The organism is Bradyrhizobium sp. MI1.3, from assembly GCF_055811695.1.
This window is the reverse complement of the sequence record NZ_JBVVPQ010000032.1, coordinates 46,977-73,148: the sequence shown is the minus strand read 5'-3', so window position 1 is coordinate 73,148 and position 26,172 is coordinate 46,977. Positions and strand designations below refer to the sequence as shown.

Genomic DNA, 26,172 nt, shown 5'->3' with positions numbered 1-26,172 from the left:
CGCGCCGCGCCCACCACAAAACCCCGTTTTTGCCGGGGGGGGCTGTTGTTTTTGGCGGGGGGGCCCCCCAATTCACGGGCTGGTGGCAGTTCGACGTTACTAGGCCGACCGCCGCCGCGGTGCGGGCCGCGGCTTCAGCGTGGTATCGGCTTGCGTCAGCAATCGCCCGTCCTCTGCGCGCAGCTCCAGCTTGCGCACCGGGCGGCCTCTCTCGCGATCGACCAGGATGGTCGCGATCTCCGACGGGCGATCGTCGAATTCCTCGCTCCATTGGCGCAGCGCTACCAACACCGGGAAGACGCCGCGGCCCTTCGGCGTCAGCACATATTCCTGATAGGCGCTGCCGTCGGACGCCGGGGCGGTTGCTAAAATGCCGTGGTCCACGAGTGAGCCCAGCCGGGCCGACAAGATGTTCTTGGCCATGCCGAGCTTGCTCTGAAACTCGCCGAAGCGGCGCAGGCCGAACAGCGCCTCGCGGATGATCAGCAGGGACCACCGGTCGCCGATCGCTTCCAGCGAGCGTGCAATCGGGCAGGCGTCGCCCTCGAAGCTCGTTCGTTTCACCATGGTCGGGTCCTTTCGCGATCGCACGGTCCAGTCGCCGTTCACGCGCTCGTGTGGTTGCATATTAAAACCAGATAGCCTAGATGGCAATCATAGTTTTATGATGCAACCACTGGAGGCGAACGTGAGACTGAAGAACAAGACGGCCCTGATCACCGGCGGCAATAGCGGCATTGGACTGGCAACGGCAAAGCTGTTCGTGGCCGAGGGCGCCAAAGTGGTGATCACCGGGCGCAACAAGGAGACGCTCGAGGCGGCCGCGAACGAGCTCGGGCCGAACGCGCTCGCGCTGACCGCCGACGCCACCGACATTGCCGCGACCGAAGCTGCGATCAAGAAGGGCGCCGGAAAGTTCGGCAAGTTCGACGTCGTGTTCGCCAATGCCGGCATCGCCGGCGGTACGCCGCTGGGGTCGGCCACGCTGGAGGTCTTCGAGAAGGTCATCAGCACCAATCTGACCGGCGTGTTCTTCACCGTGCAGTCCGCGCTGCCTTATCTCAACGACAACGCTTCGATCATCCTCAGCGGCTCGGTGATCTCCGTGCTCGGCATTCCCGGCTATTCGGCGTATGGCGCCGCCAAGGCCGGCGTGCGGGCGATGGCGCGGATCATGGCATCTGAACTGTCTCCGCGCGGCATTCGCGTCAACGTGGTCGCGCCGGGTGCGATCCGCACACCGATCTGGGGACCTGCGACCGCAACACCGGAAGCCGAGAAGGCGTTCGAGAAGCGGATCGCGCTGACGACGCCGCTGGGGCGCATTGGTGAAACAGATCACGTCGCGAAGACCGTGCTGTTCCTCGCCTCCGACGATTCCGCCCATGTGCAGGGCGAGGAAATCTTCGTCGACGGCGGCGCGGTTGCCTCGCCGAGCGGCGCGCCGATCTATCGCGGCTGATCAATCTTGGTGCAAATTGAATCGGTCGGCGCAGCGGCGAGTGGTTGCGCCGGCCGGTTCCCACGTCTCGCGAGCTGTATTTTCTGAACCTTGCGTGAGGCGTTGAACCTTCGCTTGCGCTGCCAAGACACTTTTACGGGCAGGGGGTCACGAAGACTCATTTTCAAGGGAGCCCGATATGCCAAAGGCAGCTCGTATTACTTCCCCGATTTCAGCACCGCGTATTTACACCGAAAACTCCACCATTCCCGCCAAGCGTTCCGACACCTCCGAGTTCATCGGGGTCGCTCTTTTCTCAGGCATCGGCCTGTTCGTTTCCCTCGTCGCCGTCATCCTCGGCATTCAGGGCTCCTGGTTTTAGCTTCGCCGATCGCGCACCGGTCGATCAGCCGCCGCAGGCAATGTTGCGGCGGCTGATGATGTGGGCGTTGCCTCAGGCCGCGCGCAGGCTGGTTGCCGCCTCAAGCGCGCTTGCGAGCGACTTCTCGCGATGCTCCGGCCCGACCTGGATGCCGTCGGCGGTGATGAATTCGGGATGATGGATGCCCATGAAACCGAACACGCCGCGCAGATAGCTTTCGAGGTGCTCCAGCGATGCGGCGGGCGTGCCCGCGCCGTAATAGCCCCCGCGCGAGATCGCGAAGATCACGCGCTTGCCGCCGGCGAGGCCCTGCGGGCCGTTGGCGCCGTAGCTGAACGTCTTCCCCGCCACCAGGACCCGGTCGATCCACGCCTTGAGCTGGCTCGGAATGGTGAAATTGTACATGGGCGCGCCGATCACGACGATGTCCGCCGCAAGAAACTCGTCCAGCGCGGCCTTGCTGGCGGCGAGGTCGGGGCCGAGTTCCGCCGGCGCAGGCGCGCCTTGCGCGGCCGCCAGATGCGAGCCGGAGAGATGGGCGAGCGGGCTCTGCGTCAGGTCGCGATACACGAGGTCGAGCGATGGCGTCGCCTGCCTGAGACGGTCGACGATGGCGGCGGAGACCTGCCGGGAAACGGAGTGGGGGCCGAGCACGCTGGAGTCGAGATGGAGGAGTTTCATTCGGGATCACCCTGGTATAAGTTTGTAACCAGAGCTACATGAGTGACTATCGAAATCCCCGCAAGAACGCACCTTTTTGAGCCATGGGCACATCTTTGAAACCTGCGCACATCGATTTGCCTGCCACGCCGATGCCGGATCGCGACCACGCCGACTGCCGTGGCGTCGCCTCGATCCTCGCGCGCGTCGGCGACAAATGGAGCGTGTTCGTGATCATGATGCTGAGTGACGGGCCCAAGCGCTTCAACGAGCTCAAGCGCATGATCAACGGCATTTCGCAGCGGATGCTGACCCTGACGCTGCGCGGGCTCGAACGTGACGGCCTGGTCACACGCACGATCTTCCCGACCATTCCGCCGCGGGTGGATTACGAGCTGACCGATCTCGGCCGCGGATTGCAAAAGCCGGTGAGGGCACTTGGCGAATGGGCGATCACGCATCAGCAGCAGATCGCCTCGGCGCGCACGCGCTTCGACGAGCGGAACTCTCCTTAAAGCAGCGAGACCAAGCCACCGCCGTGGCGTTCGAGCCGGCCGGCGAGCTCGAGCTCCAAGAGCACGGTGCGCACGATGGCAGGCGAGGCGCCGGACATCCGCACGAGATCGTCGATCGTGACAGGGGCAGGGCCGAGCAGGCCGGTGATCTGGTCGCGGTCGTGTCCTTGCGGATCGCTTTCGAACGGCTCGCTGTCGGGCTCGTTCGCGCTGCGCATCAGCGGCCGCTCCATGATCGGTGCGACGGCGTTGACGACGTCGGCGGCTTCGGTGACGAGCGTCGCGCCCTGCTTGATCAGATCATTGGTGCCGGCGGCGCGCGGATCGAGCGGCGAGCCGGGCACCGCGAACACTTCGCGGCCCTGTTCGGCGGCCATGCGCGCGGTGATCAGCGAGCCCGAGCGGTGCGCCGCCTCCACCACGACCACGCCGAGCGCGGCGCCCGAGATCAGCCGGTTGCGGCGGGGGAAGTCGCGGGCGCGCGGCTCATGGCCGAGCGGCATCTCGGAGATCGCAGCACCCTTGCGATCGAGGATCGCTGCGAGCAGATCGCCATGCTCGGGCGGATAGATGCAATCATGTCCGCCGGCGAGCACGGCGATGGTGCCGCTCTCGACACTGGCGCGGTGCGCGGCCTGGTCGACGCCGCGGGCAAGGCCGGAGATGACGACAAAGCCGGCTTCGCCGAGCTCGCGGGCGAGCTGACCGGCGAATTTCAAGCCTGCACCGGAGGCGTTGCGCGAGCCGACGATCGCGATCATCGGCCGCATCAGCGTGGCATTGTCGCCGCGCACGGCGAGCAGCGGCGGCGCATCGTCGAGCGTTGCCAGCCGCGCCGGATAGCCGTCCTCGCCGGGCGCGAGCCAGGCGATGCCGAACTTGCGGCTCGCGGCGAGCTCGGCCTTCGCCTCCTCGGCGCTACAGATGCGCGCCGATCGCTGCGCACCGCCGCGGCGTGCGAGATCCGGCAGCCGCTCCAGCGCCGCGCGCGCCGTGCCGAAATGATCGACCAGCGACCGGAAGGTGCGCGGCCCGACATTGTCGGACCGGATCAGCCGCAGGCGGTCGATCCTGTCGGCTTCGGTCAGCTCTACGCTGGGATTGATGGCGTCCACGGCAGCTCCTTGCAGGCGCAGCATGGAACAACCTGAGGGCGTGGGCAACAGCTGCGTACGCTTGCGCGACCTTGCCCCGATGCTAAAAGCGATCCCAATAAGAAGGGTATTGCCATGATCTCACTTGCCGATCTCCAGCGCCGCATCGAAGCAGGCGAGCTTTCGCCTGAGGCCGCCATCGCGCAATCGCATGCGGCCATCGAGGCGCGGGAGAAGGACGTTCACGCCTTTGTCCGTCACGACAAATCCGCGAAGGCGCAAAGCGCCGGGCCGCTGCGCGGTATCGCGGTCGGGATCAAGGACATCATCGACACCGCCGATTTTCCGACCGAGATGGGATCATCGATCTATCGCGGCTGGCAGCCGCGCGCGGACGCGCCTGTGGTGATGATGCTGAAGCGGGCAGGCGCCACAATCATCGGCAAGACCACGACCACGGCGTTCGCCTCGCGCGATCCGACCCCGACGCTCAATCCGCACAATCTCGGGCATACGCCGGGCGGCTCGTCCTCGGGCTCGGCCGCGGCCGTCGGTGCCGGCATGATCCCGCTGGCGCTGGGCACCCAGACCGGCGGCTCGGTGATCCGGCCCGCCGCCTATTGCGGCACCGCCGCGATCAAGCCGTCGTTCCGGATGCTGCCGACGGTCGGCGTCAAATGCTATTCGTGGGCGCTCGACACGCTCGGCCTGTTCGGCGCGCGCGCGGAAGATCTCGCGCGCGGACTGCTGGCGATGACCGGCCGCACCGAATTCGCCGGCATCGTCCCGGCGAAGGCGCCGCGCATCGGCGTTATCAGGCAGGAGTTCGCTGGCGACGTGGAGCCGGCCGCCGAGGAGGGGCTGCAAGCCGCGATCAAGGCGGCGACGCGGGCCGGCGCCAGCGTGCAGACTATCGATCTGCCGGAAGCGGTGCAGGAGGCCTGGCGCATCCATCCGATTATTCAGGACTTCGAGGCGCATCGCGCGCTCGCCTGGGAATTTTCCGAACGGCACGACGAGATCGCGCCGATGCTGCGCGCCAGTCTCGATGCGACGGTCGGTCTCACACCCAAGGACTATGACGACGCACGCCGGGTCAGCCGCCGCGGTCGCCGCGAGCTTGGCGAGTTGTTCGAGGGGTTCGACGTGCTGCTGACCTATTCGGCGCCGGGCACGCCGCCGGCCAAGGAGCTCGCGAGCACCGGCGACCCCCGCTACAACCGGCTCTGGACGCTGATGGGCAACCCTTGCGTCAACGTGCCGGTGCTCAAGGCCAATGGCCTGCCGATCGGCGTGCAGGTGATCGCGCGCTTCGGCAACGACGCGCATGCGCTGGCGACGGCGTGGTTCCTGGAGCAGGCGCTGGCGAGATCAGGCTAGCGCAGGTTCGAGGGCAACGCTGCGCTGGCCGGATGCGGCCGGCGCTGCACTGTGATCTGTACCTTGCTTGAGCCAGCGCCCGGCGGCCTCGCGGCCGCTGCGGTGCAACGCGCGAATGAAGCCGCGGCCGAGATCGGTGGACGAGCGCTGCGCCAGGCCGTCGACGAAATCTTCCGCGGCCAGCCTGGAGAGCCGCAGCGACGATGCGGCCTGCGATTGCGCCCATTCGATCGCCGCGATCTCGGCATTGAGGGCGGCGTTGGCCGCGATCTGATCCAGCCTGCGGTCGATCGCCGCGAGCGTGATCGGCACGTAGCTGTCGCGCGCCGGCGTGACCTGGACCAGCAGGATTTCGGCGCTCGTCGTGTCCTGCACGAGCCGCAGCAGGGGCGGATTGCCGCCGAGGCCGCCGTCCCAATAAGCCTCGCCGTCGATCTCCACCGCGCAATGAACCAAGGGTGGGCAGGTCGAGGCCAGCGCGACGTCGGCCGTGATGGCGTCATTGCGGAAGATCTGCTGCTGCCCATCGCGGATCCGGGTCGCCGCGATCAGAAGCTTAGGGCAGCGGGGGTCGCGCAAGGCGGAAAAGTTGATGTCGCGCGACAGCGCCTGCCGCAGCGGATCGAGATCGAACGGATCGAACTGGCCGGAGCGTAGCGTCGGGCCGAACGCGACCGAGCTTCCCGCCGGCGAGAAACCGCCGATCAGCATCAGCGATCGGAACGAGGCCTCGTGCATCAGCCGGATCCAGAACCGGTTCAGCCGCGCGCGCGCGCCTTCGCGGCCGCCCTCGGCGAAACCGGAAGCGAGCAGCAGCGCGTTGATCGCGCCGGCACTGGCGCCGCTGATGGTGTCGATCGCGATCGATGGCTCTTCCAGCAGCCGCTCTAGCACGCCCCAAGTGAAAGCGGCGAAGGTGCCGCCGCCCTGGAGCGCCAGCGACAATTTTTGCGGCGGCCATGGGTTGGCGCGGGGCCGCGCGGACGCAACTGGCGCCGCGGCGGTCACGGCCTCGACAGTCAGAGGAGCTTGCGCGATGCGAGCAGGCTGCGGCGTCGGTGGCGAAACGGGCACAGGCTTGGGAGCAGGAACCGGCGAGGGCGCACTAGACCAGATATCCGTCGTCGAGAGCAGCCGGCTTGCCGCGGTGCAGGTAGCACCTCGCAAATCGCCATCCTCTTGCGCGCTGACAATCTTCTCGCTCATTCTGAGCAACCGCGTAGAGCCATGCCCACGATCAGGGCCAAGGCCTGGAACCCGTTCGTCCATACAGCCGTGATTCGGCTGCAAGTTGCGAACACCATTTGCGATATAATGCAGAAGGGGTGCCGCGGTATCCGTGGATTCCCGGCTTATGCCTTCTCGCCGATCCGGCTTTCCTTGCCCGATTGCAGCCGCTTGATATTCTCGCGATGAGCGTAGAACAGCAGCAGCGTCAGCACCGCCGCCAGCGCTGCGAGTGCGGGCTGGCCGAACCACAACAGGAACAGCGGGGTGATGAACGAGGCCACCAGGGCCGAGAGCGAGGAATAGCGGGCGGTAAAGGCGGTCGCCAACCAGAGCAGGCAGAACACCAGTGCGGCCGGCCAGAACAGCCCGAGCATGATGCCGATATAGACGGCGACACCCTTGCCGCCGCGGAATTTGAGCCAGACCGGGAAGAGATGGCCTAGGAAGGCACCGAGCCCGGCCAGCATCGCGGCATTGGGACCGGCGATGTAGCCGGCGATTACCACCGCCACGGTGCCCTTGAGCGCATCGAACAGCAGGGTCGCGGCGGCAAGGCCCTTGCGCCCCGTGCGCAGCACGTTGGTGGCGCCGATGCTGCCGGAGCCGATCGAGCGGATATCCTGTGTGCCGCCGAGTTTCGTCAGGATCAACCCGAACGGAATCGAGCCGAGCAGGTAGCCGATGACGAAAGCCACCGGCAGAAACAATTCAAGCGCCATGTCTGCAAATTCCATGTCTGCAAATTCCCTGGCTGCAGCTCCGCACGTCAGACATGTTCGTACACCGTCCGTCCGCCGACAATGGTGCGCACCACGCGGCCTGTAAAGCGGGCCTCGTCGAAAGGCGTGTTCTTGCAGGGCGATTTGAGATCGGCGGGATCGACCACCCAGGGCACATCGGGGTCGATCACGATGACGTCGGCGGGGCTGCCTGTGCGCAGGGTTCCGCCAGGCAATCCCAAAATCTCGGCCGGCCGGGTCGACATCGCCCGGATCAGCGTCTTGAGGTCCAACTCGTCATTGTGCACGAGGCGCAGGCCCGCCGGGAGCATGGTCTCCAGCCCGATGGCGCCGGGGGCTGCTTCCGCGAAAGGCAGGCGCTTGACCTCGACGTCCTGTGGATTGTGGTCGGACATGATGACGTCGACGAGGCCGGAGGCAACGGCGGCGACCAGCGCGCGGCGGTCGTCCTCGGTGCGCAGCGGCGGCGACAGCTTCAGGAACGAACGGTAAGGGCCGATGTCGTTCTCGTTCAGCGCAAGGTGGTTGATCGAGGCCGAGGCGGTCACGGCGAGGCCGGCGTCGCGGGCGCGCTTAAGCACGTCGAGCGACTCGATGCAGGTCAGCGAGGCCGCGTGATAGCGGCCGCCGGTCAGCGCGACCAGGCGCATGTCGCGCTCCAGCATCACGGCCTCCGCCGCGTTCGGGATGCCCATCAGGCCGAGCCGCGAGGCGAACTCGCCCTCGTTCATCACGCCTTCGCCGACGAGATCGCGATCCTCGGTGTAGTGCACGATCAGCGCGTCGAAATCGCGCGCGTAGGTCAACGCGCGGCGCATCACCTGCGCATTGATCACGCTTTTGTCGCAGTCGCTGAAGGCGATCGCGCCGGCTGCCTTGAGGAGGCCGAACTCGGTCATCTCCTCGCCGTGCATGCCCTTCGTCAGCGCTGCCATCGGCTGGATGTTGACGATCGCGGTGTCACGGGCGCGACGCATCACGAAGTCGACGGTCGCCGAGTTGTCGATCACCGGCAAGGTATCGGGCTGGCAGATGATGGTGGTGATGCCGCCGGTCGCAGCCGCCTGGCTCGCGGATGCAAAGGTCTCGCGATGGCTGAAGCCGGGCTCGCCGACGAAGGCGCGCATGTCGATCAGGCCGGGTGCGACGATCTTGCCGGCGCAGTTGACGACGTCGGTGCCCTCGGGGACGCCGGCAGCGCCAATGCCGCGGCGGGTCTCCCGGATGATGCCGTCGGCGATCAGGACATCGCCGGGGCCATCGAAATCCCGGGAGGGATCGACGACGCGGGCGTTGGCAAGCAGGATGGGTCGGCGGTCGGTCAACATGAGCATCACGCGTTCGGCAGGTTGCGGGCGAGCGCTTCCAGCACCGCCATGCGCACGGCCACGCCCATTTCCACCTGTTCGCGGATCAGGGACTGTGCGCCGTCAGCAACCGCAGTGTCGATCTCGACGCCGCGGTTCATGGGGCCGGGATGCATGACGAGGGCGTCTGGCTTGGCGTAGGCGAGCTTCTTCTGGTCCAGCCCGAAATAATGGAAATACTCGGAGGTCGACGGCACGAAGGAGCCGTTCATGCGCTCGCGCTGGAGCCGCAGCATCATGACGATGTCGGCGCCGTTGAGCCCCTCGCGCATGTCGCGCGCGACCTCGACGCCCATGCGCTCGATGCCGGGCGGCAGCAGCGTGGAGGGGCCGACGACGCGGACGCGGGCGCCCATCGCGTTGAGCAGGATGATGTTGGAGCGGGCGACGCGCGAATGCAGCACGTCGCCGCAGATCGCGACCACGAGGCCCTCGAGCCGGCCCTTGTTGCGGCGGATGGTCAGCGCGTCGAGCAGGGCTTGTGTCGGATGCTCATGCGCGCCGTCGCCGGCATTGATCACGGAACCGTCGACTTTGCGGGCCAGCAGTTCCACCGCGCCGGAGGCGTGATGGCGCACCACCAGGATATCCGGGTGCATGGCGTTGAGCGTCATTGCCGTGTCGACCAGCGTCTCGCCCTTTTTGATGGACGAGGAGGACACCGACATGTTCATGACGTCGGCGCCCAGCCGTTTGCCGGCGAGCTCGAACGAGGATTGGGTCCGGGTGGAAGCCTCGAAGAAGAGGTTTACCTGCGTCCGTCCACGCAGGACGGTGCGCTTCTTGTCAACCTGGCGGTTGAGCTCGACATATTCTTCGGACAGGTCGAGGAGGCCGGTGATGTCGGCCGCGGAAAGGCCCTCGATGCCCAGCAAATGCCGGTGGCCGAGGACGAAGGTCGATTTCGATGTCATTAAAGCGAGAGCTATAGGCGGGGATGGCCGGGGGGGCAAGGGCCAATGCCGGGGCGGGGAGTTATCCCCCGATCTGTACCTCGTCGTCAGTCCAAGTGCCCGCGGCTCAGTTCATCTTCAACATTCTGCCGCCAGGCACGGACAACGGTCTATTGATTGGGATCGGTGCGGTTTGCGCCGTGTTCGGTTTCGCCGTACACTTGGCTGGACACGTTTTCCTGGGAGGTCTCCGATGACCCACCAACCAAGTGATCGCCTTGCTTTTCCCGGTAGGGGTCACGGTAGGTGCCGTGCTTACGGGATGGCTGGCGAAGAAACTCTGGGTGGATCGCAAGCCGGAGATCGTCGGTTCAACCCACGTTGACGAGGACATTCTCTCAGCCCTGGACGAGGCGGAGCGTGCGATCCAGAAAGCCGAGAAAGGCATGCGGGTAAAGGCTTCAGAACCTCTACCGAGGCATCTCTCGCCGCAGCCGTAGGCCAGATCGAGCGAAACGCAGCGTGGTTCGCCGAATTGGTCAAGTTTCATCGGTTCAATGACGCCAGCGTTCGCGCGATCGAGCCACGTGACTTCGAGTTCGCTCTTGTGCTCGCGTCCGAGACTGGGGGAGTTCGAACGCTTTTGGCCAAATCGATTCTGACTGCGCTTGTTGCAATTCTGTCGACCTCATACGTTCACGCCCAATCGCTCCCGGGCGGTTTCGTCTATTTGCACGACATCGATCCCAGCATCATCCAGGACATCCGCTACGCCACCTCGAACAATTTCGTCGGCCGTCCGCTCGCCGGCTACGGGGCCCGCGAATGCGTGGTGAAGCGGGAGGTTGGCCTGCGGCTGAAGGCGGTGCAGCAGGAACTAGCGGCGCAAAATCTCTCCCTGAAGATGTTCGACTGCTACCGGCCGGCGCGGGCCTCGCTCGACATGGTCAGGTGGTCGCAGAACGGCCACGAGACGGCCGCCGAGCGGCGCTACAATCCCAAAATTCCCAAGACCGAGCTGTTCCGCCTCGGCTACATCGCAAGCCGCTCGCAGCATTCGACGGGGGCGGCGCTCGATCTCACGCTGGTCGATCTCAAGGCGGACAATTCAGGCAAATACGACCCGTCAAAGGCCTACGCTGATTGCACGGCGCCGGTCGAGGCGCGACTGCCGGAGGGCAGCGTCGACATGGGCACCGGCTATGACTGCACCGACGTGAAAGGGCACACCGCCGGACCGACGATCAGTCCGGATCAGCGCGCCTGGCGCAAGCGGCTGGTGGCTGCGATGGCGAGGCAAGGCTTTGTGAACTATGCGAAGGAGTGGTGGCACTTTTCACTGCCGGGGGCGGGAGGGGCGGCCTATGATTTCCCGATCCAGCCGCGGCGGAACTGATTCCGCGCCGAGGACACGAGATGACCCAGCCCAGCTTCGCGACCCACGAGGTCTTCAACCAGTCGCCGCCGTTCGAGGACGTCGATCTGTTCGCCGTGGACCAGCCGCTGGTCGCGGCGGTCCGGGCCAATGGCGCTGCGGCGGCGGAACGGGAGCTCTCGGAGTTCGGCAAGCATTGGGGCTCGGCAGCGATGGCCGATCGGGGGCGCGTCGCGAACGAGAACACGCCGAAGCTGCGCACCTTCGATGCCAAGGGCAATCGGCGCGACCAGGTCGAGTTTCATCCGGCCTATCATGAACTGATGGCCCACAGCGCCCGTGCCGGCGTGCACAATTCGACGTGGACCGCGGATGGAAGACCCGCGGGCGATGCCGCGGAGGTCATCCGCGCGGCAAAATTCTACATGGGCGCGCAGGTCGAGACCGGCCATCTCTGCCCGATCACGATGACGCGCGCCTCCGTGGCGGCGCTGGCGATGCAGCCTGATCTGCTCGCCAGGGTGATGCCGGTGCTGTCGACGAAAAGCTACGATCCCAGCTTTGCGCCGTGGTGGGAGAAGCGCGGTATGACGCTCGGCATGGGCATGACCGAGAAGCAGGGCGGCACCGACGTGCGCGCCAACATGACGCGCGCGGTGCGCGACGGAGGCGCCTACCGCATCACCGGCCACAAATGGTTCATGTCGGCGCCGATGTGCGACGCCTTCCTGGTGCTGGCCCAGGCAGACCAGGGACTGACCTGTTTCTTCATGCCGCGCTTCGCGCCGGATGGGTCGGTGAACGCGATCCAGTTCCAGCGGCTGAAGGACAAGCTCGGCAACCGCTCCAATGCGTCGTCCGAAGTCGAGTTCGTCGGTGCCTATGCGGAAGCCGTCGGCGACGAGGGCAAGGGCATCCGCACCATCATCCAGATGGTGCAACTGACGCGGCAGGATTGCGCGATCGCCTCGGTCGGCTTGATGCGCTCGGGGCTCGCCCACGCGTTGCATCACGCCCGGCACCGCAGCGTGTTCCAGAAACATCTCGCCGATCAGCCCTTGATGCAGGCTGTGCTCTCCGATATGGCGCTGCACGTCGAAGCGAGCACGGCGCTGGTGATGCGGCTCTGTCGCGCCTTCGATCGGACGCCGCACGATCCGGCGGAGGCCGCCTACATGCGGCTGCTGACGCCTGCGATCAAATACTGGACCTGCAAGAGCGCGCCGCCGTTCCTCTACGAAGCCATGGAATGCCTCGGCGGCAACGGCTATGTCGAGGACGGCATTCTGGCGCGCCACTACCGGGAGGCTCCCGTCAACGCCATCTGGGAGGGCTCGGGCAACGTGATGTGCCTCGACGTGCTGCGCGCGCTGTCGCGCGAGCCGGAGGCGGCGATGGCGGTGCTGCAAGCGCTTGCTGCCGAAACGAACGGTCTGCCAGGGGCAGGTGATGCCGTCTCGTTCATCGGCAAGACCTTCCGGCGCGCCGACGGCGAGCGCGTTGCCCGCCTTGCGGTCGAGAAGCTGGCGCTGCTTGCGGCCGCCGCCGCGCTCAACGGCGTGTCACCGCGTCAAGCCGGACTGTTCGCCGCCACGCGCCTCGCCACGAACCACGCCAGCATGTACGGCGCGGTCGAGCTCGAGAGCGGCGATGTGCGCGCGCTGCTGGAGCGGGCGGTGCCGTGAGCCTCTCAAACGAAAGCGCTTTAATGGACTCCCTCAATCCCGATAATCCTCCGCTCACCGAGACGCCGGCGCCGCGGGTCTGGAAATTCTGGGGCACGGCGCTGTGGGGCATCGCTATCTTCGCAGCCATGTTCGTCGGGCAGATCGGGGCCATCGTCTATCTGGTCTGGGTCGCCCGCGACCCTATCGACCTCGCATCACTGCAGCACGTCGGTGGCGAGCCGGCGTCGCTCGCGTTTTCGGTCACGATGGGCCTGCCGGCGACGCTGGCCGCCGTGTGGCTGGCCATCCGCATCAAGAAGGCGTCCTTCGTCGACTATCTCGCGTTGTATTGGCCGTCATGGAAGCAACTCCTGTTCGGCGCCGTCGGGCTGATTCTGATCGTGGTGGCCTGGGAGACGATGTCGCGGAGTCTCGGCCGCGAGGCGACGCCGGGCTTCATGACCGATCTGTTGAAATCCGGCCGTGACAAGGGTGCCGCCGCGATGCTGCTGTTCGCCTTCAGCGTGGCGGCGCCGATGTCCGAAGAGGTTTTGGCGCGCGGCTTCCTCTACCGCGGCTGGTCGGCGAGCTTCCTGCGCGTCCCCGGCGCGATCATCCTGTCGTCGCTGCTGTGGACCGTCGTGCACCTGCAATACGACCTGTACTTCCTCGCCGAGGTCTTCTCCATCGGCCTCTGGTTCGGCTACATGCGCTATCGCAGCAACTCACTGTGGCTCACGATCGTGCTGCATGCGCTGAACAATCTGACGGCGGTGGTGCTGACGATGTGGTTGGGGAGTTAGGCCACCAGCGCGATCGCGATCGGCATCGTGATCGCCGCCAAAATCGTCTGCAGCGTGATGATCTGCGCCAGTAGCGGGGCATCGCCGCCCATCTGGCGGGCCAGCACATAGGCGCTGGTTGAGGTCGGCACTGCGGCGCAGATCGCGACGATCGCGAGACTGTCGCCGGACAGTCCGAACCAGACGGCGAGCCCCAGCGCGATCACGGGCATCAGCACCAGCTTGAACACCACGCCGATAGCGGCGCCCGTGCTGGGGCGGAGCAGGCCTTCAAGATGCAGGCCGGCGCCGGTGACGAGCAGGCCGATGGCGAGCGAGGAGCGGCCAAGTGCATCTGCCACCTCATGCCAGATCTTCGGCAACGGCAGATGGACGACGTTGATGACGAGGCCGATCACGCAGGCCCAAATCAGGGGATTGCGAACAACCGTCATGACAACGGTGCGCGCGGATTGCTTCTTCGGCGCTGCGTAGTGGGCGAGCACCGCGACGCTGAGGACGTTGACCAGCGGAATGATCGCCACCATCGCGACGGAGGCGAGCGCCAGCCCGACCTCGCCGAACATATTGGCGGAGACGGACAGCGCCACATAGGTCTGCCAGCGGATCGCGCCCTGGAAGATCGAGGTGAAGGCGGGGCCGTCGATATCGAGCCGCGACAGGGCCGGGCGGAGCGCGAGGCAGAGCAGCGACATCGCGAGCGCCGAGAGCAGCAGCGCGCCGCCGACGCCTGCGACCGGGACCTTGGACAGGTCGGCCTTCACCAGCGTCTGGATCAGCAGCATCGGAAACAGCACGAAATAGGTCAGCCGCTCCAGCCCGTTCCATTGCGTATCGAGCCGCATCAGCGTGCGCTTCAGCACCACGCCGAGCACGATCAGGATAAAGACGGGGAGGAGCGCCGCGATCACGACGGCCATGGATCAGTCAGGCCCCGGGGCTGCGCGCAGATTGGCGAGGCGGTCGAGCGCGCCTTGCAGGATGAAGATCGCGGCGTGCTCGTCGATCACTTCGGCGCGCTTGGCGCGGCTGACGTCCATGCCGATCAATTCGCGCTCGACCGCGGCAGTCGATAGACGCTCATCCCAGAGGCCGATCGGCAGCGCGGTCAGGCCGGCGAGGTTGCGGGCAAACGCCCGGGTCGATTGCGCGCGCGGGCCTTCGCTGCCGTCCATGTTGATGGGCAGGCCGAGCACGAAGCCGACGGCCTTGCGTTCACTGGCAATCGCGAGCAGCCGGGCGGCGTCCTGCTTGAACGCCTTGCGCTGGATCGTCTCGACGCCGGTCGCCAACCGGCGGTCCGGATTGGACACAGCAACGCCAATGGTCTTGGTACCTAGATCAAGGCCGACCAACCCGCCGCGTTCGGGCCAGTGGGTTGCGGCATCGACGAGAGGCAGGATGAGAGCCGGCATGGGACTAGCGCATATCACGCGTCGCGCTGCGGTGCTACAACATGGAAAAGCCGCACGAAAGGCGGCTCAGACGGTGACGATGCGCCCCTTAATTGCGAATAGATCGGGCGGCTCATAGCGCCTGAATTGCTCTGCAACCTCCAAGCCCGGCGGCGGCTCACCAATCACCGAGCTCTCTTCCCGTATCTGGAATCCTGCCTCGCGGAATAGTCGCAAGTAGTCGCTGTGGCGCAGCCGATTGACGTACTGCTTGCCACTGTTGAACGGTCGCCACTGTTCATCCGAATAGCGGAGGAAGTTCAGTCTCGAAACTGCCTTGTCCGACCTGGCATAATGGTCGCTATAGTCGATTGAATGCGTCGTGAGGCCATTGGTGACGGCGCGCAATCCCTTGAGAAGGGTTACAAGCTGGTCTGCCGGCACGTGCTCCAGAACCTCGTTCGAGCAGGAGCAATCCACTTTCGTTCCGTCATCGTTCACAAAGTAAGGGGCCCGATACTCAATCCCCGACCGCGCAAGGTCATCCCAAGTCTCGAACTTGCCGCCGAGCCTGCTTCCTGCATGCCGGATCAGATCTAGCTTCGCCAGCCGCTCGACGTCGCATGATCTTCGGCACGCCAAGCGCCCTGAGGGCGATAGGAACGGCCAGATCGCGTCCGGCGCCGATTTCCAAGACCGATCCAGGAAGCGCATCGCTCACGGCACTGTAGTCCGCTACAACGCGCCGGGCGATTCCGGCAAGAGCATCAAGCGTAGCATCTCGGCGAGGCCAGTTCCGCGTGACGTGGCGCTGCAAGAAGTAGTGCGCCTGAGCCCCGCCGGGGAGATCGAGCGCACGGAACGCAAGTGCTTTAAGCCGCCAATCCATGGCGTTGCCCTACTATGGGTCGAACGAATTGTCGAGGAGACCGAGTTGCGGGGGCTGCCGGGATCGCATGTTCGCCGTGACGGCGATGCTGGTCCCTGGAACACCGCAGCCACTGGTTCGTGCTGCTGTTCGCCATGTTCTGCGTGCCCGGTTCGGCTTACGGCTTCCTGCAAGGGGCCTGGCCGTTCGGGCTGATCGAGGCGATCTGGGCCACTGCGGCGCTGGGGTCTCAGGCCGCGATGAATTCGTCGTCCTGCTTCAGGCAGGCGGAAAACCCGTTCAGCGCGCTGGTTTGATGTCCGGCACGACGCTGGATGAAGAGCGTCTCGACTTGCGCGTGCGAATGGCTCAGCGCGTGCATCGACACGCTGCCATTGATCGCGCTGCGTTCGACCACGGCGCGCGGCAGCAGCGTCACACCCATGTCGGCGGCGACACAGCCGATCATGCCGTCGAGCGTGCCGAGCTCGAAGCGTGCGGCTGACGGCCAGCCGAACTCGACAAAGATCTGTTCCAGCCGCTGCCGGTAGGTGCAGCCAGTGCGGAACGTCAGCGCGGTCGGGCCGGATTCCGGCGTGCCGGCACGCAGGTCGGCGAGCGTGGCCCAGCGCCGCGCACTGACCAGCACCAGCTCTTCGCGGAACGCGCTTGTCGCGGTGAGATCGGCATGCGCGATCGGACCTGCGACGAAGGCGCCGTCGAGCGTGCGTTCGAGCACGCACGCTACGAGGTCGGCGGTGGGCGCGGTGCGCAGGCTCAGCCGGACGGCGGGAAAGCGGCGATGAAAATCGGCCAGCAGCGGCGGCAGCCGCACCGCCGCGGTCGTTTCCATCGAGCCGATCGCGAGCGGTCCCTTGGGCTCGCCGTCGTCGCAGGCCGCGAGCACGGCCTCGCGCGCGAGTGCGGACATCCGTTGCGCGTAAGGCAACAGCCTTTTGCCCGCGCCCGTCAGGGTCATGCCGCGGCTATGGCGTTCGAACAGCGGTGTACCGATCTCCGCCTCCAGCGCCTTCACGCGCTGGGTCACGTTCGACTGCACCGTGTTGAGCTCTTCGGCCGCGCGGGTGATGCCGCCGGTGCGGGCGACGGCAGCGAAGGTCTGGATGTCGCTGAGTTCCATAATATCGTTTCTCTTTTGAGATGGTAGCGTTCGTTAGAATTCAATTTTAGAGAATGGTATTCTGGACTAATGTTCGTGTCGAGAGCGGAGGAGCCATGCCGATCATCACGCCGCTGACCCAGCTCCTGGGGATCAAACATCCGATCCTGCTGGCTCCAATGGACACGATCGCCGGCAGCCGGCTGACGCGGGCGGTCAGCGAGGCCGGCGGCTTCGGGATCCTGGGTGGTGGCTACGGCGATCAGGAGCGGCTCGAGGCCGAGACCAGGCAATTGAGCGGCTCTGCTTCGTTCGGTATCGGCTTCATCACCTGGAGCCTCGCAAAAAAACCAAGACTTCTCGACATCGCACTCGACGCCAATCCGCAAGCGATCATGCTGTCATTCGGCGATCCCGCGCCATTTGCAGCGCGCATCAGGACGTGCGGGGTGCGCTTGATCTGCCAGGTGCAGAGCGAGGACATGGCGAAGCAGGCGCTCGACGCCGGTGCGGACATCCTGATCGCGCAGGGTACCGAGGCCGGCGGCCACGGCGCATCGCGCACCACCGTCGATATCGTACCTGCGATCGTCGATCTCGCGGCCGGGCGGGTGCCGGTGGTTGCCGCCGGCGGAATTGCCGATGGTCGCGGGCTGGCCGCAATGATGATGCTGGGCGCCTCCGGCGTGCTGATCGGCACGCGCTTCTATGCCAGCGTGGAGGCCAATGGCGCGGAGGAAGCCAAGCAGCGCATTCGCGACGCTGATCCCAATGACACGGTGCGCGGCGTCATCGTCGACTGGTCGCGCAGCCTGTTCTGGCCGGCCCCGTTCACCGCGCGAACGCTGGTCAACGATCATATCAGGCGCTGGACGGGCCGCGAGATCGAGCTGATGCAGCGCGCCGCCGAGGTGACCGTCGAATATGCCGCGGCAAAGGCCGCGGGCAATTTCGAGGTCGCCGCGGTCTTTGCCGGCGAGGCTGTCGGCCTGATCCATGATATTCCGTCCGCCGCCGAAATCGTCGAACGGATTGCGACCGAGGCCGAGCAACTGCTAACCGGCCGGCGAAATTCCAGCGTGTCCGCCTAAACTGCGAGAGAACAACCATGTGGCCGAACCGTCGACTGATCGATCTCTTCAAGACCGAATTCCCGATCGTGCTGGCGCCGATGGCTGGCGTGATGGACGCGGAGCTGGTGATCGCCGTTGCGCAAGGCGGGGGGCTCGGCTCGCTACCGAGCGCGATGCTGTCGCCGGACAAGGCACGCGAGCAGGTCAACATCATCCGGCAGCGCGTCTCCGCGCCGGTGAACCTGAATTTCTTCTGCCACACACCGGTCGAGCTCACAGCCGAGGCGGAGGCGCGCTGGAAGCAGCGCCTCGCGGGCTACTACAATGAGCATGGCCTCGATCCCGCCGCACCCATCAATGCCGCGAACCGCGCGCCGTTCGACGCCGGCTTCTGCGAGGTCGTGGAGGAGCTGAAGCCCGAGATCGTCAGCTTCCACTTCGGCCTGCCGGAGGCCGCGCTGCTCAAGCGGGTCAAGGCGGCCGGATGTCTCGTCATCTCCTCGGCGACCACGGTGAGGGAAGCGGTCTGGCTCGAGCAGCACGGCGCTGACGCGGTGATCGCACAAGGCGCGGAGGCCGGCGGTCATCGTGGCATGTTCCTGACCGACAAGATCTCGGAACAGCCCGGCACCTTCGCGCTGGTGCCGCAGGTGGTCGACGCGGTGAAGGTCCCGGTGATTGCGGCCGGCGGCGTTGCGGATGGCCGCGGCATTGCAGCCGCCTTCGCGCTCGGCGCGGCCGGCGTGCAGATCGGGAGTGCCTATCTGCGCTGTCCGGAATCCAAAGTCAGTGCAGCGGCACGCGCGGCGCTCGCCGAGGGGCGGGATGATTCCACCGTTATCACCAATGTCATGACGGGGCGGCCGGCGCGCGGCGTCCAGAACCGCCTGATGCGCGAGGCCGGCCCGATTTCGCCGGACGCGCCGCCATTTCCCCATGCCGCAACCGCGCTCGGACCGCTGAAGGCGGCTGCCGAAAAGCAGGGCAGGGTAGATTTCACCAATCTCTGGGCCGGGCAGGCGATCGCCCTCGGCCGCGAGGTCCCGGCAGCCGAATTGACCCGGGATCTCGCCAAATCGGCCCTGGCTCGCATGAAAGCGCTGGCTGGATAGATCTCGCCGCCGGTTGCGGCGCAAAAGCGGCCTCTGCTATACGGCACTTAGGTTTTGCCGTGAGAGGCCTTATATAATGTCCGTCGACGCCGTTACCGTCCGCCGCATCGCGCATCTGGCGCGCATTGCGGTTTCCGAGGGCGAGGTTCCGCATCTGCAGGGCGAGCTCAACGCCATGCTCGCCTTTGTCGAGCAGCTCTCGGAGGTCAATGTCGAGGGTGTGGAGCCCATGACCTCGGTCACCCCGATGCAGATGAAGAAGCGGCAGGATTTGGTCAATGACGGCGAGATCGCCGACGATATCGTTGCCAACGCGCCCGCGACCGAAGGTCACTTCTTTCTGGTGCCGAAGGTCGTCGAGTAACTTGCATAGCGTTTTCGAGCGAAGTGGAAGCCGGTTCGCGTAAAGAAAACGCGTCAAACTAAAGAGTCTTAGGACGTGGTCCGATGTGCATGCTTTGCGACGACGAGAAGGCCTATCAGGCCTATATGAACTATCTCGACAAGATGGAGCGGCAGGGCAAGGCCGCCGACCCCAATGTCGCCGTCAATGCCGTGCTCGACGAGATCGAGGCGGCGGCCAAAGCGTCCGCCAAAAAAGACGACCCGGCCAACGACAAGTCCCTGTCTCCGTTCTTCTGCAGCCCGATCAATAAATGACCGATTTGACATCGCTGACGCTCGCCGAGGCCCGCAAGGGCCTTGCGGCCAAGACTTTCACGTCCCTCGAGCTGACCGACGCGCATCTGAACGCGATCGAAGCCGCGCGTGTGCTCAATGCTTTCGTCATGGAGACGCCGGACCAGGCGCGGACCATGGCGCGCGAGGCGGACGCCAGGATCGGGAAGGGCGACGCGGGGCCGCTCGCCGGCATTCCGCTCGGCATCAAGGACCTGTTCGCGACGAAGGGCGTGCGCACCACGGCGTGCTCGAAAATCCTCGGCAATTTCGTGCCGACTTACGAGTCCACCATCACCTCGCAGCTGTGGCGCGACGGCGCGGTGATGCTGGGCAAGCTCAACAATGACGAGTTCGCGATGGGCTCGTCGAACGAGACCTCGTGCTTCGGCCCGGTCGGCAATCCCTGGCGGCGCGACGGAAGCAACGCGACGCTGGTGCCGGGCGGCTCGTCTGGCGGCTCGGCCTCCGCCGTGGCCGCGTTGCTCTGCATGGGCGCCACCGCGACCGACACCGGCGGCTCCATCCGCCAGCCGGCGGCGTTCACCGCAACGGTCGGCATCAAGCCGACCTATGGCCGCTGCTCGCGCTGGGGCATCGTCGCCTTTGCCTCCTCGCTCGACCAGGCCGGTCCGATCGCGCGCAGCACGCGCGATGCCGCGATGCTGTTGCGCTCGATGGCCGGCCACGATCCGAAGGACACGACCTCGGTCGACATGGCTGTGCCGGACTACGAGGCCGCGATCGGCAAGTCCGTGAAGGGCATGAAGATCGGCATTCCCAAGGAATACCGGCTCGACGGCATGCCGGCCGAGATCGAAAAGCTTTGGGAAGCGGGCGCGGCCTGGCTGAAAGCGGCAGGCGCCGAACTAGTCGAAGTGTCGCTGCCACACACCAAATACGCGTTGCCGGCTTATTACATCGTGGCGCCGGCGGAGGCGTCCTCCAACCTCGCGCGCTACGACGGCGTGCGCTACGGCCTGCGCGAGCAGGGCCGCAACATCAACGAGCTCTACGAGAACACCCGCGCCGAAGGTTTTGGCGCCGAGGTGAAGCGCCGCGTCATGATCGGCACCTATGTGCTCTCGGCCGGCTATTACGACGCTTACTATTTGCGCGCCCAGAAGGTGCGCACGCTGATCAAGAAGGACTTTGAGGATTGCTTCGCCAAGGGCGTCGACGCGATCCTGACGCCGGCGACGCCGTCTGCGGCCTTCGGCATCGGCGAGAAGGGCGGGGCGGACCCCGTCGAGATGTACCTCAACGACATCTTCACGGTGACCGTGAACATGGCGGGCCTGCCGGGCATCGCCGTGCCCGCCGGCAAGGACGCGCAGGGCCTGCCGCTCGGCCTGCAGCTGATCGGCCGTCCCTTCGACGAGGAGACGCTGTTCTCGCTCGGCGAGGTGATCGAGCAGGCCGCCGGCCGCTTCACGCCGGCGAAATGGTGGTGAACATGGCGGCGTATATCGCCAGCCTCGACGGCGTCGCGCCGCCGCCGGATCTCAGCGCGCCGCTCGCCGCACTGTGGTGGGCCGCCAAAGGCGACTGGGACCAGGCGCACAGAATCGTCCAGGACGAGAGCAGCCGCGAGGCCGCCTGGGTGCACGCCTATCTGCACCGGGTCGAGGGCGACCTCGGCAATGCCGGCTATTGGTACCGCCAGGCTGGCCAGCCCGTGGCCACGGATTCGCTTGAAGCAGAATGGCAGCGCATCGCCGATACGCTGGGTGGGAGTGCATCCGCATGAGCGAGCCTGGTTTCACGGGTCCGAAAGCGAAGCCGGAGGATTTATTCGGCCGTTTTCGCGAGATCGTTTCCGATCCGCTCAACCTCCTGATCGAACGCGTCCCGATGGCAGGCCTCGTCGAAGGCGACCAGGTCTATCTGCATAACGGCCTGAAGGTTCCGGGCATCGGGCCCGGAGCCTATTACGGACCTTTCAGCAGTGTGCTCATCATCAATCGCGGCGTCCACGAGCCGCTGGAAGAATATGTCTTCCAGGAATTGCTGAAGCGGCTGGGCGAAGCGCCCTCGATGATCGAGCTCGGCGCCTATTGGGGCCACTATTCGATGTGGCTCAAGAAGGCGCGGCCCAAGGCAGAGGTCATCCTGGTCGAGCCGGATCCCGCTTGCCTGAAGACCGGTCAGGACAATTTCGCGCGCAACGGACTGCGGGCCGAATTCGTCAAGGCCTTCGTTGGCAAGGGTAAATTCGAGGTCGATGCCTTCTTCAGGGACAGGAAGATTAAGCATCTCGACATCTTGCATGCCGATATCCAGGCCTTCGAGGTCGAGATGCTGCAAGGCGCGGAGAGCGTGCTCGCCAAGCGCCGCGTCGATTATCTCTTCATCGCAACCCATTTGCAGGCCCTCCATGACGAGGTCGTCGATCGTCTCAAGGCGCACGGCTACCGCGTTGAGATCTCCAGCGATTTCGAGGAGCAGAGCACGTCGTTCGACGGCTTCGTGTTCGCCTCCTCGCCGGAGGTCGACGCGCTGTTCGGAGAGATTGAGGTGATGGGCCGCCGCGAGATCGCGTTGCGCCAGCCGGTCGATGTGCTTCGGTCGCTCAACGGGCTTCTCGAAGCCGGTGAAGCGCGAGCGGTCAAGGGACCAATAAAGGAACCAGTCAAGCCATGAACGCACCTGCCGCACCCCACAAGCTTCTCAAGGGCTCAACCGGTGACTGGGAGATGGTCATCGGCCTGGAGGTCCACGCTCAGGTGACGTCGAACGCGAAGCTGTTCTCCGGCGCCTCCACCGCGTTCGGCGGCGAACCGAACTCGCATGTGTCGCTGGTCGACGCGGCGATGCCGGGCATGCTGCCCGTCATCAACGAGGAATGCGTCAGACAGGCTGTCCGGACCGGCCTCGGGCTGAACGCGCAGATCAATCTGCGCTCGGTGTTCGACCGCAAGAACTATTTCTATCCGGACTCGCCGCAGGGCTACCAGATCAGCCAGTACAAGTCGCCGATCGTCGGCGAAGGCGAGGTCGTGGTCGAACTGGACGGAGGCAAGACCGCCACCATCGGCATCGAGCGACTGCATCTGGAGCAGGACGCCGGCAAATTGCTGCACGATCAGTCGCCGACCATGTCCTATGTCGACCTCAACCGCTGCGGCGTGGCGCTGATGGAGATTGTTTCCAAGCCCGACATCCGCGATGCCGAGCAGGCCAAGGCCTATGTGACCAAGCTGCGCTCGATCCTGCGCTATCTCGGCACCTGCGACGGCGACATGGAGAAAGGATCCTTGCGCGCCGACGTCAACGTCTCCGTGCGCAAGCCGGGCGCGCCGCTCGGCACCCGCTGCGAGATCAAGAACATGAACTCGATCACCTTCATCGGCCAGGCGATCGAGTACGAGGCCAGGCGCCAGATCGAAATCCTCGAGGACGGCGGCGCGATCGACCAGGAGACCCGGCTCTACGACCCCAACAAGGGCGAGACGCGGTCGATGCGGTCCAAGGAAGAGGCGCACGACTATCGCTACTTCCCCGATCCCGACCTGCTGCCGCTGGAGTTTTCGCAAAGCTTCGTCGACGAGCTGAAGGCTGAGCTGCCCGAGCTGCCAGACCAGAAGAAGACGCGCTTCGTCGCGGATCTCGGCCTGTCGGCCTACGACGCCAGCGTGCTGGTCGCCGAGCGCGAGAGCGCGGTGTTCTACGAGACCGTGCTGGAGAAGCTCGCCAACCGCGCGCGCGATGGCAAGGTCGCCGCGAACTGGGTGATCAACGAGCTGTTCGGTCGTCTCAACAAGGAAGGCCGGGATATTACGGACTCTCCGGTCGATGCCGCACAGCTCTCAGGGATCATCGACCTGATCGGCGAGGGCACGATCTCCGGCAAGATCGCCAAGGATCTGTTCGAGATCGTCTGGCAGGAGGGCGGCGATCCCCGCGCGCTGGTCGAAAGCCGCGGCATGAAGCAGGTCACGGATCTTTCGGCGATCGAAAAGGTTGTCGACGACATCATCGCGGCCAATCCCGACAAGGCGGCGCAGGTCAAGGACAAGCCGCAGTCACTCGGCTGGTTCGTCGGCCAGGTGATGAAGGCATCCGGCGGCAAGGCCAACCCGCAGAGCGTCAACGAGCTGCTCAAGTCCAAGCTCGGCATCTGACCTCGCGCGTTCGAACGAGGTGACGGACGGGCGTCGTCACCTCGCTTCGGTTCGCGATGCGACGCTCGCGCGCATCCTCGGCGACGAACTTCATCCCGATCGAACGCGATACGCCGACCGAATCGCCGTCACGCGATTCGCGCAAAACGGCGACTTGCACGCGCTCTGACGAGCGTTCGCGCCGTTAATCATTAAAATATTTTCGTTGCCAAAAGTCGCGACTCAGAGTCCGCGAAACGCCTTCGCGAGGCGCTCGCGCGATCGGCAGGATGCATTATTGCAACGATCGCGCGCGATGCGCGCGCGCAAAAAAATACTTTCTGCATAGCGTTTTTCTGCAATCGCATCTCTCGCAAAGGTCGATGCTGCGGGCACTCTCCGCGATCGCAAGCACACGTCATGCAGACCGCTTGCATCGCGTTCGCCAAGCGCAGGCGCGTTGCGTCGTCAACACTTCTTTAAGCGAGACGCTGTTTTTTTCGTTGTGTTGGTGTATTCGGGATGAGTGTGCACTCGATCCCCGACTGCATGCAGCGATTAAGCCATCTCACACATCGGAGGGCAACATGGCCAAGAAAGCTAAGAAGGCAAAGAAGGCGAAGAAGGCGAAGAGCGCAGTGAAGAAGACTGCGAAGAAGACCCGCAAGGTCGCCAAGAAGAAGTAACTTCGCTTTTTGAAGTTGCCGGCTCCTAGAGAGCCGGCACGTCATCAGCGCCTCTCAAAAGGTTCTGGTCGACGATAGAGGGTGTCGGCGAGACATCAGGTCAACGGTCGGATCGTTCTCTTTCGCGGGTTCGCTCGCCAAAGGCCGGTCCGGCAGAAGAAACAAGTTTTCTTCGTTCGTGCGGTTCTCCGTAAGGGGCTCCGCAATTTCACAAGTGGCCTTCGGGCCAACGTGGAAGCTGGTCCTGACGTGTTCGCCGACGCCCTCGTTCTGATGAGGCCGGGGTATTGCCGGCATTCCCATATCCCGACATTGTTGATCTGATCGCGACGTGGCCGTTCTGCCCTTGAGCAGGCGGGTTCGCATATGAGGTCTCAGCGGCGCCTGAGCGAGCGCCTCGTCCTTCGAGACGACCGCTTCGCGGCCTCCTCAGGATGAGGCTCAGCTGCACCCATCTGCGTTGCTGCTGCCGCATCCTCATCCCTCATCCTGAGGGTCCGCCGCAGGCGGGCGTCTCGAAGGATGGCCGCAGTCGAGCTTCCAGCCATATGTTTCTTCATATGCGCGCCCTGCTCGAGCAGGGAGGCTGCGGCGCAATTGCTCGCTGTTCGCGCGCCGCTGGTCCATTCGCGGCGTCATCGCCCGGCTCCGATCGGGCGATCCAGGACGCCGCAGCTCCCCTGGGACCATTGCTGTCTCTTGAATACTGGTGACGACAGCGGGCGGGGACGCCGCAGAACCGACGTCACCGTGTGCAATGGTTATCGTTCTCCCAAAATCCCAAGGTAAACCGAATCTGACGAATTGCAGAAGTGCCTGCAAAACTGGGACTTCTTGCATTTGTCGCACGCGCCTGGCGCGGGCGCGTTTACGTCTGCTTCATCGCGATACTTAAACTGCCATTCAAATTTGCCCGCCATCATTACCTCCAACAAGCCGGCAAACGGCACGGGCAAGAAGCCTCGGGGATGAGTTGAACAGTTGATTGGACGGGAGCCGCGCTCGGGGGACGGGACGGCACAAAAAAAGGGGATGCGTTATGTTTCAGGGTACTTTCGATCTGGAGACCGCGACGCCGATCGACGCAGACGCGCTGTCGGACGTGCTGTTCGAGCGCGGCCTCTATTGGGCGAGCGGACGCTCCGGTCTCGTCGATCTCGTCGCCGCGCACAAATGGTTCAACCTCGCCGCGCTCAAGGGCCGCAAGGACGCCGTGACGCTGCGCCAGGAAGTCGCCGGGCAGATGTCGGACGCCGATATCTCGGCCGCCCAGCGCGAGGCGAGGGCATGGGTTTCCGCCCACTGAGTGCAGATCACGTCCTGGCCGTCGTTTTGCAGGTGAAAGCTGATTTTCGCTGAATCAGGTTCCCTCGTGCTCCGCCAACCGGATTCGGGGCGGCATGAGGCCACCGTCGCGTGTCAGGTGAAGGAACGCACAGATCTCGGATTCTGCTGCGGGGTGGCGGAGAGGGAGGGATTCGAACCCTCGATACAGCTTGAGACCGTATGACGCTTTAGCAAAGCGTTGCCTTCAGCCACTCGGCCACCTCTCCGGTGCGAGCCTTATGCATCTAATTACTCGGGCTGGTCA

The 26,172-nt window shown here is 65.0% G+C and carries 27 protein-coding genes and 1 tRNA gene; 16 read left to right on the top strand and 12 right to left on the bottom strand.

Annotated features, from left to right (window positions below; translation table 11 throughout):
• Positions 1-99: 99 nt before the first annotated feature.
• Positions 100-567: a winged helix-turn-helix transcriptional regulator gene (locus AC0L3A_RS23095; RefSeq protein ID WP_473255256.1), complete on the bottom strand. Its 468-nt coding sequence runs from the start codon at positions 565-567 to the stop codon at positions 100-102.
• A gap of 121 nt (positions 568-688) precedes the next feature.
• Here AC0L3A_RS23095 and AC0L3A_RS23090 point away from each other — a divergent pair, with 121 nt between their 5' ends.
• Positions 689-1,462: an SDR family oxidoreductase gene (locus AC0L3A_RS23090; RefSeq protein WP_219684745.1), complete on the top strand. Its 774-nt coding sequence runs from the start codon at positions 689-691 to the stop codon at positions 1,460-1,462.
• Between the two features lie 178 nt (positions 1,463-1,640).
• On the top strand, positions 1,641-1,823 hold the full coding sequence (locus tag AC0L3A_RS23085; protein WP_007603307.1) for a hypothetical protein: 183 nt from the start codon (positions 1,641-1,643) through the stop codon (positions 1,821-1,823).
• 72 nt (positions 1,824-1,895) lie between these two features.
• Here the strand turns inward: AC0L3A_RS23085 and AC0L3A_RS23080 are convergent, their stop codons facing one another.
• Complete coding sequence (locus tag AC0L3A_RS23080) at positions 1,896-2,504, bottom strand: FMN-dependent NADH-azoreductase (RefSeq protein ID WP_007603308.1); 609 nt, start codon at positions 2,502-2,504, stop codon at positions 1,896-1,898.
• Positions 2,505-2,587: 83 nt separating this feature from the next.
• Between AC0L3A_RS23080 and AC0L3A_RS23075 the strand changes: the two genes are divergently transcribed.
• Positions 2,588-2,998, top strand: a complete 411-nt coding sequence (locus tag AC0L3A_RS23075; protein WP_473255255.1) for a winged helix-turn-helix transcriptional regulator — start codon at positions 2,588-2,590, stop codon at positions 2,996-2,998.
• Here AC0L3A_RS23075 and dprA read toward each other — a convergent pair.
• The gene (gene dprA, locus AC0L3A_RS23070; protein WP_473255254.1) at positions 2,995-4,137 is read right to left on the bottom strand and encodes a DNA-processing protein DprA; all 1,143 of its coding nucleotides are present in this window, start codon (positions 4,135-4,137) and stop codon (positions 2,995-2,997) included. The genes AC0L3A_RS23075 and dprA overlap by 4 nt on opposite strands.
• Positions 4,138-4,227: 90 nt before the next feature.
• Here dprA and AC0L3A_RS23065 point away from each other — a divergent pair, with 90 nt between their 5' ends.
• Positions 4,228-5,472: an amidase gene (locus AC0L3A_RS23065; RefSeq protein WP_473255253.1), complete on the top strand. Its 1,245-nt coding sequence runs from the start codon at positions 4,228-4,230 to the stop codon at positions 5,470-5,472.
• Here AC0L3A_RS23065 and AC0L3A_RS23060 read toward each other — a convergent pair.
• The 4 genes from AC0L3A_RS23060 to AC0L3A_RS23045 form a co-directional block, all read right to left on the bottom strand.
• Positions 5,464-6,678 (bottom strand): patatin-like phospholipase family protein, encoded by a 1,215-nt coding sequence (locus AC0L3A_RS23060; RefSeq protein WP_473255252.1) that lies wholly within the window; start codon positions 6,676-6,678, stop codon positions 5,464-5,466. The two genes, AC0L3A_RS23065 and AC0L3A_RS23060, sit on opposite strands and share 9 nt — an antisense overlap.
• A 146-nt stretch (positions 6,679-6,824) precedes the next feature.
• Entirely contained in the window at positions 6,825-7,421 is a 597-nt protein-coding gene (gene plsY / locus AC0L3A_RS23055; RefSeq protein WP_473255264.1) for a glycerol-3-phosphate 1-O-acyltransferase PlsY, read from the bottom strand.
• A gap of 47 nt (positions 7,422-7,468) precedes the next feature.
• Entirely contained in the window at positions 7,469-8,776 is a 1,308-nt protein-coding gene (locus tag AC0L3A_RS23050) for a dihydroorotase (RefSeq protein ID WP_007603314.1), read from the bottom strand.
• Positions 8,776-9,723 carry an aspartate carbamoyltransferase catalytic subunit gene (locus AC0L3A_RS23045; protein ID WP_007603315.1) on the bottom strand — a complete coding sequence of 316 codons (948 nt, stop codon included), beginning with the start codon at positions 9,721-9,723 and terminating at the stop codon, positions 8,776-8,778. The genes AC0L3A_RS23050 and AC0L3A_RS23045 overlap by 1 nt, the downstream gene beginning before the upstream one ends.
• 622 nt (positions 9,724-10,345) lie before the next feature.
• Between AC0L3A_RS23045 and AC0L3A_RS23040 the strand changes: the two genes are divergently transcribed.
• Genes AC0L3A_RS23040 through AC0L3A_RS23030 form a run of 3 tightly spaced genes read left to right on the top strand, consistent with a single transcriptional unit; the run spans position 10,346 to position 13,547 of the window.
• A complete protein-coding gene (locus AC0L3A_RS23040; RefSeq protein ID WP_473255251.1) occupies positions 10,346-11,098 on the top strand; it encodes a M15 family metallopeptidase in 753 nt (250 codons plus the stop codon).
• A gap of 20 nt (positions 11,099-11,118) precedes the next feature.
• Positions 11,119-12,762 (top strand): acyl-CoA dehydrogenase family protein, encoded by a 1,644-nt coding sequence (locus AC0L3A_RS23035; RefSeq protein WP_473255250.1) that lies wholly within the window; start codon positions 11,119-11,121, stop codon positions 12,760-12,762.
• 23 nt (positions 12,763-12,785) lie between these two features.
• Positions 12,786-13,547, top strand: a complete 762-nt coding sequence (locus AC0L3A_RS23030; RefSeq protein ID WP_473255249.1) for a lysostaphin resistance A-like protein — start codon at positions 12,786-12,788, stop codon at positions 13,545-13,547.
• On the opposite strand, the gene AC0L3A_RS23025 is transcribed toward AC0L3A_RS23030, so the two are convergent.
• From AC0L3A_RS23025 to AC0L3A_RS23010, 4 genes are all read right to left on the bottom strand, one after another.
• Positions 13,544-14,467 (bottom strand): AEC family transporter, encoded by a 924-nt coding sequence (locus tag AC0L3A_RS23025; RefSeq protein WP_007603326.1) that lies wholly within the window; start codon positions 14,465-14,467, stop codon positions 13,544-13,546. The genes AC0L3A_RS23030 and AC0L3A_RS23025 overlap by 4 nt on opposite strands.
• Before the next feature lie 3 nt (positions 14,468-14,470).
• Positions 14,471-14,962, bottom strand: a complete 492-nt coding sequence (gene ruvX / locus AC0L3A_RS23020; protein WP_007603328.1) for a Holliday junction resolvase RuvX — start codon at positions 14,960-14,962, stop codon at positions 14,471-14,473.
• Positions 14,963-15,028: 66 nt separating this feature from the next.
• Positions 15,029-15,655, bottom strand: coding sequence for a hypothetical protein (locus AC0L3A_RS23015; RefSeq protein WP_473255248.1), 627 nt, complete (start codon positions 15,653-15,655; stop codon positions 15,029-15,031).
• Between the two features lie 404 nt (positions 15,656-16,059).
• Positions 16,060-16,950: a LysR family transcriptional regulator gene (locus AC0L3A_RS23010; protein ID WP_473255247.1), complete on the bottom strand. Its 891-nt coding sequence runs from the start codon at positions 16,948-16,950 to the stop codon at positions 16,060-16,062.
• Between the two features lie 95 nt (positions 16,951-17,045).
• On the opposite strand from AC0L3A_RS23010, the gene AC0L3A_RS23005 reads away from it, so the two are divergent.
• The 9 genes from AC0L3A_RS23005 (at position 17,046) to AC0L3A_RS22965 (ending at position 25,887) form a co-directional block, all read left to right on the top strand.
• Positions 17,046-18,020 (top strand): NAD(P)H-dependent flavin oxidoreductase, encoded by a 975-nt coding sequence (locus tag AC0L3A_RS23005; RefSeq protein ID WP_219684735.1) that lies wholly within the window; start codon positions 17,046-17,048, stop codon positions 18,018-18,020.
• A 17-nt stretch (positions 18,021-18,037) separates the two neighbouring features.
• Entirely contained in the window at positions 18,038-19,114 is a 1,077-nt protein-coding gene (locus AC0L3A_RS23000) for an NAD(P)H-dependent flavin oxidoreductase (RefSeq protein WP_473255246.1), read from the top strand.
• Positions 19,115-19,190: 76 nt separating this feature from the next.
• Entirely contained in the window at positions 19,191-19,478 is a 288-nt protein-coding gene (gatC, locus tag AC0L3A_RS22995) for an Asp-tRNA(Asn)/Glu-tRNA(Gln) amidotransferase subunit GatC (RefSeq protein WP_473255245.1), read from the top strand.
• Between the two features lie 83 nt (positions 19,479-19,561).
• Complete coding sequence (locus tag AC0L3A_RS22990) at positions 19,562-19,774, top strand: hypothetical protein (protein ID WP_007603337.1); 213 nt, start codon at positions 19,562-19,564, stop codon at positions 19,772-19,774.
• The gene (gene gatA, locus AC0L3A_RS22985) at positions 19,771-21,246 is read left to right on the top strand and encodes an Asp-tRNA(Asn)/Glu-tRNA(Gln) amidotransferase subunit GatA (protein ID WP_473255244.1); all 1,476 of its coding nucleotides are present in this window, start codon (positions 19,771-19,773) and stop codon (positions 21,244-21,246) included. Before AC0L3A_RS22990 ends, gatA begins: the two co-directional genes overlap by 4 nt.
• Entirely contained in the window at positions 21,237-21,542 is a 306-nt protein-coding gene (locus tag AC0L3A_RS22980) for a hypothetical protein (protein WP_473255243.1), read from the top strand. The genes gatA and AC0L3A_RS22980 overlap by 10 nt, the downstream gene beginning before the upstream one ends.
• Positions 21,539-22,435 (top strand): class I SAM-dependent methyltransferase, encoded by an 897-nt coding sequence (locus tag AC0L3A_RS22975; RefSeq protein WP_473255242.1) that lies wholly within the window; start codon positions 21,539-21,541, stop codon positions 22,433-22,435. The genes AC0L3A_RS22980 and AC0L3A_RS22975 overlap by 4 nt, the downstream gene beginning before the upstream one ends.
• Positions 22,432-23,916, top strand: a complete 1,485-nt coding sequence (gene gatB / locus AC0L3A_RS22970) for an Asp-tRNA(Asn)/Glu-tRNA(Gln) amidotransferase subunit GatB (protein WP_007603352.1) — start codon at positions 22,432-22,434, stop codon at positions 23,914-23,916. Before AC0L3A_RS22975 ends, gatB begins: the two co-directional genes overlap by 4 nt.
• Positions 23,917-25,620: 1,704 nt before the next feature.
• Positions 25,621-25,887 carry a hypothetical protein gene (locus tag AC0L3A_RS22965; RefSeq protein WP_007603354.1) on the top strand — a complete coding sequence of 89 codons (267 nt, stop codon included), beginning with the start codon at positions 25,621-25,623 and terminating at the stop codon, positions 25,885-25,887.
• 154 nt (positions 25,888-26,041) lie between these two features.
• Here AC0L3A_RS22965 and AC0L3A_RS22960 read toward each other — a convergent pair.
• Positions 26,042-26,134: transfer RNA gene (locus tag AC0L3A_RS22960), tRNA-Ser, on the bottom strand.
• Positions 26,135-26,172: the final 38 nt, after the last annotated feature.